The organism is Pseudomonadota bacterium (assembly GCA_023229365.1).
GTDB lineage: Bacteria > Myxococcota_A > Polyangia > JAAYKL01 > JAAYKL01 > JALNZK01.
The window spans coordinates 1-9,581 of sequence record JALNZK010000165.1 but is presented as its reverse complement, the minus strand read 5'-3'; the positions used below and the strand labels follow the sequence as shown (position 1 = coordinate 9,581).

12 protein-coding genes are annotated in these 9,581 nt (G+C 63.7%); 4 read left to right on the top strand and 8 right to left on the bottom strand.

Going from position 1 to position 9,581, the window contains the following annotated elements; genetic code table 11:
* Positions 1–134: 134 nt before the first annotated feature.
* The 4 genes from M0R80_29275 to M0R80_29260 all read right to left on the bottom strand — a co-directional run bounded on the left by M0R80_29275 (position 135) and on the right by M0R80_29260 (position 3,881).
* Positions 135–1,970, bottom strand: coding sequence for a cold shock domain-containing protein (locus M0R80_29275; GenBank protein ID MCK9463731.1), 1,836 nt, complete (start codon positions 1,968–1,970; stop codon positions 135–137).
* A gap of 11 nt (positions 1,971–1,981) precedes the next feature.
* Positions 1,982–2,833: a DUF72 domain-containing protein gene (locus M0R80_29270; protein ID MCK9463730.1), complete on the bottom strand. Its 852-nt coding sequence runs from the start codon at positions 2,831–2,833 to the stop codon at positions 1,982–1,984.
* Between the two features lie 305 nt (positions 2,834–3,138).
* Positions 3,139–3,276: a hypothetical protein gene (locus M0R80_29265; GenBank protein ID MCK9463729.1), complete on the bottom strand. Its 138-nt coding sequence runs from the start codon at positions 3,274–3,276 to the stop codon at positions 3,139–3,141.
* Positions 3,277–3,464: 188 nt separating this feature from the next.
* Positions 3,465–3,881, bottom strand: coding sequence for a helix-turn-helix domain-containing protein (locus tag M0R80_29260; GenBank protein MCK9463728.1), 417 nt, complete (start codon positions 3,879–3,881; stop codon positions 3,465–3,467).
* 313 nt (positions 3,882–4,194) lie between these two features.
* Between M0R80_29260 and M0R80_29255 the strand changes: the two genes are divergently transcribed.
* Positions 4,195–4,683 carry a hypothetical protein gene (locus M0R80_29255; protein ID MCK9463727.1) on the top strand — a complete coding sequence of 163 codons (489 nt, stop codon included), beginning with the start codon at positions 4,195–4,197 and terminating at the stop codon, positions 4,681–4,683.
* 6 nt (positions 4,684–4,689) lie between these two features.
* Here the strand turns inward: M0R80_29255 and M0R80_29250 are convergent, their stop codons facing one another.
* Positions 4,690–4,920 (bottom strand): hypothetical protein, encoded by a 231-nt coding sequence (locus M0R80_29250; GenBank protein ID MCK9463726.1) that lies wholly within the window; start codon positions 4,918–4,920, stop codon positions 4,690–4,692.
* Positions 4,921–4,977: 57 nt separating this feature from the next.
* On the opposite strand from M0R80_29250, the gene M0R80_29245 reads away from it, so the two are divergent.
* Together M0R80_29245 and M0R80_29240 are read left to right on the top strand one after the other, a co-directional pair.
* On the top strand, positions 4,978–5,268 hold the full coding sequence (locus tag M0R80_29245) for an integration host factor subunit alpha (GenBank protein MCK9463725.1): 291 nt from the start codon (positions 4,978–4,980) through the stop codon (positions 5,266–5,268).
* Between the two features lie 25 nt (positions 5,269–5,293).
* Positions 5,294–5,893 (top strand): hypothetical protein, encoded by a 600-nt coding sequence (locus M0R80_29240; GenBank protein MCK9463724.1) that lies wholly within the window; start codon positions 5,294–5,296, stop codon positions 5,891–5,893.
* 69 nt (positions 5,894–5,962) lie between these two features.
* On the opposite strand, the gene M0R80_29235 is transcribed toward M0R80_29240, so the two are convergent.
* Positions 5,963–6,709, bottom strand: coding sequence for a hypothetical protein (locus tag M0R80_29235; GenBank protein MCK9463723.1), 747 nt, complete (start codon positions 6,707–6,709; stop codon positions 5,963–5,965).
* Positions 6,710–6,874: 165 nt separating this feature from the next.
* On the opposite strand from M0R80_29235, the gene M0R80_29230 reads away from it, so the two are divergent.
* Entirely contained in the window at positions 6,875–7,288 is a 414-nt protein-coding gene (locus M0R80_29230; GenBank protein MCK9463722.1) for a hypothetical protein, read from the top strand.
* A 114-nt stretch (positions 7,289–7,402) separates the two neighbouring features.
* On the opposite strand, the gene M0R80_29225 is transcribed toward M0R80_29230, so the two are convergent.
* Entirely contained in the window at positions 7,403–8,680 is a 1,278-nt protein-coding gene (locus M0R80_29225) for a hypothetical protein (GenBank protein MCK9463721.1), read from the bottom strand.
* 55 nt (positions 8,681–8,735) lie between these two features.
* Complete coding sequence (locus M0R80_29220) at positions 8,736–9,098, bottom strand: hypothetical protein (GenBank protein MCK9463720.1); 363 nt, start codon at positions 9,096–9,098, stop codon at positions 8,736–8,738.
* Between the last annotated feature and the right edge of the window lie 483 nt (positions 9,099–9,581).

Sequence of the window (9,581 nt, the reverse complement as noted above, 5' to 3'; positions counted from 1 at the left end):
GGTCCACGGAACGACACCATCCGCCAGCGCCTGGCGTTCGCGAAGGTCGCGGTCCACCGCATCATCGTCTCCGCCCAACGGGCGGTCGCTCTGGATTTCTCGACGGCGTTCGTCATCGGCACCGTACTCCTTTTCTACTCGAACGCTCCTTCGCTCATGTTGATGATCGCCCACACCTCGCGCAGCTTCCGCGGGTCGATGTAGACGTGAAACGTCCCCTCGTTCAGCTTCTTCCGCAGGATGCCCATCACGAGTAGCCGTTCGGCCACGCGGTGTGCGATCTGCTTCTCGTTGTCCGCGAAGTGGTGGCCGTAGGCGTGCTCGATCCGCGTGTGCCGCCCTCCGACGCGGCCGTCTCGGAGCAGCTTCAGCAGCATCCGGCTCGCGATGGCAGCGGGCGACGAGCGGTCGATCCGCGTTATCGTTGCCGCGGGCAGCTCCTCTCGGACCTCTTCCTCGGTGCTCGCCCCGAGCAGCGTCCGCAGCGACGCCTCGACGCCCGGTTCCACGGTGTCGTCCGGGAACGGCATCCCGTGTGCGATCAGCGCCGCCACCGCCTCGCTCAGCGACAGCCCGAGTCTCACAGCCATGGCCGGGAGCGACCCGCCCTCGGGTTCGTCGGCGTCGTGGTTGTGGTCGTCTGTGTCGCGCAGCGCGAACTCCAGGGACGGTGCCTTCTCCACCTCGAAGACGATCCCCAGCTCGGTCAGCGTTGGCCGCGCCACCCACGCCTCGCCGAGGAGCAGCTCGAACAGCTCCACGTCGAGGTCCCCGGCAAGCCGGGCTGCGATGCAGCGATCCACCTCGCCATATAGCGGAGGTCCACCCTCCTCCTCGACCACGTCGCGCGCCGCCTGCTCCATCGCGTTCGCGAAGGCGGCTGCAACACGCCAACACGGATCCCGGAGGAGGTCCGCGGAAAGGAGCGGAAGCGCCGCCACGACCTGCTGCCTGGCAGCCGCGACCGCGACCGGGATGGCGATCCGCACCGTCTTCTCCGCCGCGTCGAGCGCCTCCGCGTACCGGGCGACCTCGCTGCGCAGCGCGGCCTCCCGGAACCCGTACGCCTCGGCCGCGATGGGGTCATCGACGTCCCGGGCGCGCCGGCGGACCTCCTCGTAGCGCTTGACCGTCGCTTCCCCCAAGGCAACCACCGCGGACTTTCGCGCGGTCTCGCGGTCGCGCAGGGCACGCGCGCGGTCGACGAGCGTCGCCGTGATCCCGGCGCTCCGCTCACGTAGCGCTGTGGACCACGCCGCCCGCCGCTCCTCGGGCTTCACAACGATGAGCGCCGCCTCGGCCCGGAGTTGCTCGGCTCTATGCTCCTTCTCCTCGCGCTCCTCGATGATCTTCCGGATGCGGCGCTCGGCGTCTGCTCTGACCAGTGCGATGCGCTCCTCGGACAAGCGACACTCCGCTTCGAGCTGATCGGCGGCGGCTTCCACCTCTGTGCGCTTGCGTTTTGTGTCGCCCAGGATCTCCTGCACGCGCTCGCCCATGGAACCGGGCCTCGGCGGCTCGGTGGGCTCGACGTCCACGACCTCGGCCGGCGGCTCTTCGGGGGGTGCCTCTGGGACGGCGATGGACTCGGGGGCGGGTTCCGCGACGGCGACGAGAGTCGATTTCGCGGGCTCAACCCCGGCTGTAGCTATCTCCTTGCGGAGGTCCTCCACGAGCGACAACGGGAGCTGGAGTCGGGCGCGCAGGGGTGATCGCGCCGTGGGCGACTCCGATTGGCGCGTTGCCGGGCGGGGGCCTGAGCCGGCTGGCGCGACGTCGTGCGCCTGGATGCGGCCGTCCGGCAGCGTGAGCACGTCGAACTCGACCTCGTCGCCGACCTGGGGAACCGCCTCGACGTCGCGGAGGAGTCGCACATGAAACCACGCCGCACGGTCCAGCTCGCGGGACTCGATGAACCCGAACCCGCGCCCGCCGAACCGGGAGACCTTCCCGGTGACGCGACGTGCCATTGGCGTGGATTTTAGCGCGGCGGCGGACCGCATGTCGATGCCGGAGCGCGCGGAGAGGACACGGATCCCGACCACAATTTCCGGAACATCTCCGCGCTCTCCGGCGCGTGCCCCGCGAAGTGGTTGTTGAAGTAGGCGTACGTGTACACGCCGTTGTCGATCATGCCGCGGATCACCGGCACCCAGTCGGCGAGCACGGCGCTGCGGTCGATGACCATCTTGTCCCAAGTCTTCGTCAGCTCCTCGATCTTCTTGCGGTCTCCCAGGAAGCGCACGTACGCGAAGTCGGTCGTCGGGCCGCCGGTAAGCTTCGGCCACTCGGCCGCAGACGGCATCCATGCCTGCTCGACCCACGCGAGCGCAACGCGGTGGGTGCGGCACAGCTCGACGAGCGGCTTCTTCACCCATGCCTTGTTCCGCACCTCGACGGCGAAGCGCGCCTCTCGTGGCAGGGTGCCGAGGAAGGCGTCGAGTCGTTCGAGGAACGGGGCAGGGGACGCGAACGCCTGCTTGTTGAAGTACGGGAACTGGAGCAGCACCGGACCAAGGCGCGATCCGAGCCCGCCGATCACCTCCAGGAAGTGGGCCATGTCGTCGCCGACGTCGACGAGCGCCTTTTCGTGCGTGATCACCCCCGGCGTCTTCACCGCGAACGTGAACCCCTCGGGCGTGCGGCTGCGCCACGCCTCGACGTTCGCCTTGGTCGGCATCCGGTAGTAGGTAGAGTCGATCTCGACCGTGTCGTAGACGGTGGCGTAGTGCTCGATGAACCGCTCGGGCGGTGTCCCGGGCGGGTAGAACGGCCCGACCCAGTCCGGCGAGGACCAGGAGGAGGTACCGAGGTGGAGGCGGCCGACGGTCATACCGGGAGTATAGGGCAACTGCACACGAGGTCTCGCGTGATGTACGCTGGCAGGATGGACACCAAGATCCACTCCGGCGACGAGCCCTTCACCGTCGAAGGGAGGACGCTGCCGTTCTGCCTGCGGGACTTCTGGCGCTGGAGCGCCTCCGATCTCCTCAGCAACGCGCTTCGGGGTGTACTCGCCGAGTTCATCGTGTTGAACGCCCTCGGGTTGGAGAGCGATAAGCCCCGCGCCGAATGGGATGCCGTCGACCTCCGGACACCGGAGGGACTCGCGGTCGAGGTGAAGTCGGCCGCCTACCTTCAGAGCTGGGCACAGAAGCAGCCGTCGAAGATCACGTTCAACATCTCCCCGGCCAAGGTGCCCTGGGACGCGCGGACGAACACGAGCGATGCACCCGCCGGCCGGCAGGCGAACGTGTACGTGTTCTGCTTGTTCACGGAGAAGGACCGGGAGCTTGCCGACCCGCTCGACCTCGCGCAGTGGAGGTTCTTCGTTCTCCCGGCGCGGGTGTTGGATGCAAAGGTCGGCGGGCAGAAGACGGTGAGCCTCGGCCGGCTCGAAAACCTTGGGGCGGTTTGCTGCCACTACTCCGAGTTGAAGGCAGCTGCGAAGAAGGCGTCGAGCACTACAGCCTCCTCACCAGCGACTCGACGTCCTCCAGCCGAAACCGGCGGGCGCGCTGCCCGACCTTGTACAAGGGCAACTCGCCGCTCTTCACGCGCCGCCACAGCGTCGATTTACCGATGGAGAGGTACTGGGCCGCCTCCTTGACGGTGAGGAACCGGTCCGAGGGCAGCGGCTGGGTCGCGGGCCCGTCCGTCATGCTGGTGCGCTTCGCCGCCTCGTTGGTCAGGTCCTTCAGCGTGCGTTCCAGGTTCACGCGAAGCGAGCCTTCGAGTTCCTTTCCCACGGTGTACTGGATCAGGTTGACGATGGTCGGGTCGATAGCCCGTGCTACCGACTGCTTGACCGCCTCGGAGACGGCGGGTTCGAGGGCGCGGGCGAGGGCTTTGATCAGGTAGGAATCGAGATCGTCGCGCATGGGGCCTCCAAGGTTGGACGTCCTCCCAGGACGATGTTGGCCCTTAGTGACAGCTCGCTCGTGGGGAGGACGTATTAAAAAAACGTAACGCGCGATCCCCGGGGAGCAAGAGGGTCGCTAGTGACTCTCCCCGTGCTTTTCCGCGAGCGTCCTGCGAGCGCGCTTCACTTCGCGCATGGAGACGGCATCCCGCCTATACGCCTGTGCGACGAACCACGGGGCGTAGAGCAGCCCCCAGACGAGCACGGCCATGGCGACCTCCTTGTTTACTTGTTGTCGAGCTACGCGGAGAAACGCGGTAGCCTACCCACCGATGGGCACGCGCAGACGGATTTCAGAAGAAGACCTCAAAGGGCTGCCCGGCTTGAGCCGCAAGGCTCGTCGGGATCTCGTTGAGGAACAGCCTCGAACACTGCGCGAGGCGGTCGCCATCCCCGGTGTTTCGTACGCAACAACCAGGCAGCTTGTCGTCTTACGCCTTGTGGAGGACCCGGAAGGAATCTACGCCAGGCCCCGTGGCCTTCCAGCAGACTTCGCAAGCGAGCGTGACAAACCGCTGACTGTTGAAGATCTGCGGGGGATGCCCTACGTGCGCCGGAAGGCGCGGGATACATTGATGGCCATCCAACCGGCCACGGTATTCGAAGCCTTGTTTCTCCGGGGCGTCGGATGGGGGATTGCTCGTCTTCTCTGGGAACGAGGTCTTCTCGGCGATCCTGATGATTGTCTGGGGAACGGATGGGAGTTCTTCTGGCGGCTGGTCGTGGACCGCGGACTGTTAGACGTGTTCCGCTACCGGTAGGCGCTACTAAGCCAGTTGAATCCCCAACGTCGCCAGCGACCTCCCCACCCCCACACCGTCCATCCCGTTCGGCACCCTCAACCGAATCGACGCCTCGGCCCCGGGAGGCCCGCTGTTCCGAATCGACACCTGCACGCTCCCCGCGTTCTGCCAGGTCTCGGCCAAGTCCATCGACTCCAGCACCCTGAACGACGACACCGCGCGCCCGCCCAACGGAATGAACATGCCCTCGTCCACGTCTCAGGGGGAGCCGTGAACGCGGTACGTGGCACCTGACCGGAGAGGAGCGTGACGATGAGCCTGACCAAGGCGGGTCTCATGGAGAGGATCTGGTGGGAGCATCTGGCCTCGACCCGGGCTGGCGCTGCCGAGATGATCGACCTCGTGTTCGAGACGATGAAAGCGCGGCTCGCCGAGGGGGAGAACGTGAAGCTCTCGGGGTTCGGGAACTTCACAGTGGCGGACAAGGCCACGCGCACGGGGCGCAACCCGCAGACCGGAGGCGAGTTGGAAATCAGCGCGCGGCGGGTCGTGAAGTTCAAGGCGAGTCAGGTGCTCAAGGGCAGGGTCAACGAACAGGGTTGATCACGGAAAGAGAAAGGACGAAGAAATGGCGCACGCTGACCTCAAGAACAGCCCCGGCCGTCAATCCTGGCTAGCCGCTTTAAACCTGCTCTGCGCAGATCTGCGCGACGTCTTCACCTTCATCGAACCCGTCGACGACAACCTGTCCGTGTTCTCGCACCGGCTCTACGAACTCTATCTGAGGGCGTGCACGGAGTTCGAGAGCGTCTGCCGGGAGGCGTTGAGGGTCGCGGAGATCCCGGTAGGCGGAGACAACACCACAATCGCCGACTATAAGAAGTTGGAGCCGCTGATCGCGATGGAGCGTTTCGACGTATCCGTCGTCCCTTGGCAACCGAGCCCAGCTATGGTGCGACCTTTCGAGAACTGGTCATCGGCGTCGCCGGCCCTGCCGTGGTACAGGGACTACAACCTCGTGAAGCACGGTCGTCATCAGAATTTTCCTCTCGCGAATTTGAGAAATGTCCGGATGAGCTTGGCTGGGCTTTTCGCGATGCTTGCGCAGCTCAACGTTCTGCCCACGAACGAACGCGGCATGCGCGTCGAGATGACGAGAACGCATTCGGAAACTTCGTTCCCGGAATACCCGATGTTCGTGTTGATGTGTCCGCACGAGTTGGGATGAGCCAGCTGGTCTGCGGGTTCATGGGGCTACGTGATCCTCGGTCGGTGAAAGCCGCAAGAGGCGTGGATTTCATGGAGTAGAGCAGAAAGAAGCAAGCTCCCATGAGATTTCAAGAGTGGTGGATGGCTCAGGTGAAATCGTCGATGCGACCCCTTCAGGGACGGAGAGGGTGATTGTTGCAGGAATCACGAATCCGAACCCACCACTCATCGCCGCGCCCGCCATGAACATACGATCTCTGCGGTCGATTCCTGGTGCAGAACCGACCTCCATCCCTTCCTGAAACCGGACCAGCTTTCCATTGCCATCAGGCCAGGAAACGCTCGCGCCGATGTTCAGCGCGATGTCCCTGCCTTGAAACTCGGAACCGACCGCGATTGGGAGCGACGCGCAGCCGAAGGCCGCAGGCGGGGCTTCGAACTCGATCTTCGGATTGCCAAACCCCTTGTTCCGCCTCCCAGGCCGCAGAGCCACGACGGCTCGACATCGCCGATCTCGTCGACTCTGAAACCAGACGTGGAGACAGAACACCCCGTCGACCTCATCGGCCCTCACCGTGAATGAGAGTCCGTCTTGGTCGAACCAGTTTAGGAACTTCTCTCCGAGAAAGTCTGGGAGCTTTTCTTCCTCTCTGCGGAGTAAGCCGACGAGAAGCCAAGAAAACGCACCTATCGACAACAATCCGGATGAGATAGCCAGTACCCATAGAAGCGAGTCGTGTTTCTCGTCGGCAAAATAGAGGAGAAGGAGTGCGGCAATTAGGCCCGCGATGAAGATGATCACCAACAACGCCTTGCGTAGTTCACTCATGTTCATCCCCATGATTTATTTGTGAGAAGCCCAGCATTATCGCGAATACCTCTCGCATGATAGCAGAAGGTCGGCGTGGAGGTGGTTCAATTATGATCCTCAGGTTGACATCCTCCCGACGTCTCGTTATTTCACCAGTCATCACAACCCCAACCCGACGAGGTCAAGGACATGTCGAATCTCCACGCCACTATCGAGAAGGCCGCCAGCGCCTTCTCCAGATCGATCATCGCCGCCGTGAAGGATTCCACGCTTCAAGAGCTGCTCGCTCTGAGCGGGGCTCCTGCGGCATCTCCGGCCCGCAAACGAGGTCGCCCGCCGAAGAGCGCAGCAGTACCGGGCCGCAAGCCCGGCCGTCCGCCGAAGGTGGTGGCGGAGAAGCCGACGAAGAAGGTGACCAAGAAGACCACCAAGAAGATCACCAAGGCTACCCCGGTGAAGAAGACGTTGAAGGCGGCGAAGCCGGCCAAGAAGAAGCGCCATATCAACTATCCCAAATGTTCTGTGCCGGGCTGTGGCAAGAACCGCTACGCCAGGGGCGGGGGCATGTGCGGCGAGCACTACAAGGCGTCGCAGGAGAAGTAGGTGTTATCAGGGAGAACGGCGAGGAGCACCTCAATCACGAGCATGAGGCGACTCTCCGCCGGACCCGTTGCAGTCGGGGTCGCGAGCTGACTCGGGTTGGGCTTTCCGAACCAGCTATGCCTTGCCCCGCTCCTCCGAGAGGACTTCGTAAACGTACTGCGCCACGCTGCACAGGGCATTGACGCTTTCCGAAGTGATGTCCACAGAGAGCTGATGGAAGTCGCCTCCTTCGTGAATTCCCGGGACCTTGTCCGTTGCTGTAGCTCTGATCTGCTCCGCCAGGGTTCCCATGCCCTGCTTGATGAGGGATTCGGAGAAGAGCCTCATCCTTCCGTCGTTGGTGAGGGTGAAAATCCTCGACTCTGTACCTCCGCCGGAGATCCAGTAGAAGTTCGGTTTGGCCCCGTACCGAATCTTGAAACGATCACGGGAACTGGCGGCGAGTCGCGTCAGGCATTCCAGAAGTTTTTGCACAGCTGCCGTTCGCGGCTCATCGAAAAGCTCCCTCATGTTATTCAAGTACGCCGCCGGGCTGATCGGGGCTGAACGTGAAGGACCATCCTCTTCTGTTCCATCCTCGCTCAAGACCTCGGTGATGACTGGCCTTGCTATCTTCAGTTCCGCCCCGTCTTGGCTTCGGACAGTGAGGTCGAGCTTGATGCAGGTTCGTTCGGTCGCCTTCACGGCACCTACGAGGTGGGGGATGAACAGATACTCGTCCTTCGTCCCAGGGATTCCGTAGAGAGAAAGCTCCACGGCTGCGAACTCGTACTTCGAGAGCATGCGGTTCTGCTTCGACAACTCCCAGTCGGCGAGTTCGAGTGCCCTGGGGTGGATCCTATCTCCCGCAAGAACGAGCAGGAAATCACCGTCGTCGAGGCAGTGCTCGACCTCCAGGCGGTACTCGTCCAGCCACGGTCGCAGCTGTTCGCTGATCTGTGAGCGCAGGTCCTCGAACGTCATGCTCTGGAACGTCTGAGCATAGTCGAGGATCTGCGAGAGGACCCGTCTGCGGCTCTCCGGGTTCTTGTCGAGCTTGTCCTCCACCAGCACGAGCCGGCGGAAATCGCCAGGCGCGCCGCCGCTGCCGGCGGACGCCTCGGCCAGCAGCACGTCCACCCGCTTGGGCTTGTTCGGCTCCCCGGTGTCGCGCACGGTCCCGAGGAATAAAAGCGCCGAGTCGTCTTTGATCAATCCGCCTGCGGCGAGGCACCCGGCAATCGCGGGAAGCTGCGAAGCGATGAGCGAATCGTAGTTGAGTTCCGTCAAGCCCAGCTCCGCCGGGATGACGAAGTCGCTGTTCGCGTTCTCGAACGCTACGGTAGCTCTCCCGTCCCCTTCGCCGGTCCTTGTGATGCGGATCCAGGGCAAAGTGGACCCAATCGTCCTCATGGCTATGCCTCCTCCATCGATGTTGTCTGAGGGGTCATCGTCCAGGCCGCCCCGCTCATCGCCCTTCCACAAGGAGCCGGAGCAGAACCTTCACGCTTTCGAGCTTGGACACGACCGCGTCCACCTCGGGAGGGGCCACGATAGACGCGACGTCGCTCCCTGAGAAGATCAAGGCCCGGGTGATGGTGGGGTACGCCTTCCGCCATGCCACGACCGCCTCCGTCCCGAGCGGCTGCCCCGCTCCGAGGCAGTAGTCGCAGACGAGGTGCGTGATCATGCCGTCCCTGAGGACGATGTCGGCTTCGGAACACGAGGTGGCGGTGTGCACCTGGTCGAAGCTCGGTCCGAATGCCCTCCTGAGCATGGAGCAGACCTTGGCTTCGTCGTCGACGACCAGGGCGTTGCGCTTGGGTTCCATGATCCCCCCAGGGTTGGAACAGGCTGAATCGGACCGCGTCTAGGGGGAAATGTCAACGGGCAGGCCGTCGTCGATGACGAGAAGGGCACGGGCACGGGCTCCGACGACAGCTCCTTCACGACAACTCCGTCACGCTTGACCGGCGCGTGCTCCGGCCGGATACTTCTCTCTGAGCCGATCAGAAGCTCTTCTCTGGCCCCACGAGGGGCTCGGCGGCCTCATCACCCGCGACGGAGAAGGGCGACGGGACGACTCAAGACAAATGCCCTACGCGATCCGCTGCCGTGGCTGCGGAGGGTGATTCCCTCTGCGTGTGCGGATTGGGCGGGTGAGTTCTCGCGCTTGGCGGCTCATCTGCCCTTCTATGAAAAAGCCTGTCAAGAGGTAACAGTTCCCCTGACCCACCAGGATCCATGCAGATCCCTGGCAGTGCGCCCGCTGTCACAATCGCGGACTGCTTGGTCCCCAAGGGAGAGCGCCGAG

Excerpts from the sequence above, each read along its gene's own strand:
- M0R80_29255 (MCK9463727.1), top strand. The coding sequence starts at position 4,195 with ATGGGCACGCGCAGACGGATTTCAGAAGAAGACCTCAAAGGGCTGCCC.
- M0R80_29235 (MCK9463723.1), bottom strand. The coding sequence starts at position 6,709 with ATGAACATGAGTGAACTACGCAAGGCGTTGTTGGTGATCATCTTCATC.
- M0R80_29270 (MCK9463730.1), bottom strand. The coding sequence starts at position 2,833 with ATGACCGTCGGCCGCCTCCACCTCGGTACCTCCTCCTGGTCCTCGCCG.
- M0R80_29275 (MCK9463731.1), bottom strand. The coding sequence starts at position 1,970 with ATGGCACGTCGCGTCACCGGGAAGGTCTCCCGGTTCGGCGGGCGCGGG.
- M0R80_29260 (MCK9463728.1), bottom strand. The coding sequence starts at position 3,881 with ATGCGCGACGATCTCGATTCCTACCTGATCAAAGCCCTCGCCCGCGCC.
- M0R80_29220 (MCK9463720.1), bottom strand. The coding sequence starts at position 9,098 with ATGGAACCCAAGCGCAACGCCCTGGTCGTCGACGACGAAGCCAAGGTC.
- M0R80_29245 (MCK9463725.1), top strand. The coding sequence starts at position 4,978 with ATGAGCCTGACCAAGGCGGGTCTCATGGAGAGGATCTGGTGGGAGCAT.
- M0R80_29225 (MCK9463721.1), bottom strand. The coding sequence starts at position 8,680 with ATGAGGACGATTGGGTCCACTTTGCCCTGGATCCGCATCACAAGGACC.
- M0R80_29230 (MCK9463722.1), top strand. The coding sequence starts at position 6,875 with ATGTCGAATCTCCACGCCACTATCGAGAAGGCCGCCAGCGCCTTCTCC.
- M0R80_29240 (MCK9463724.1), top strand. The coding sequence starts at position 5,294 with ATGGCGCACGCTGACCTCAAGAACAGCCCCGGCCGTCAATCCTGGCTA.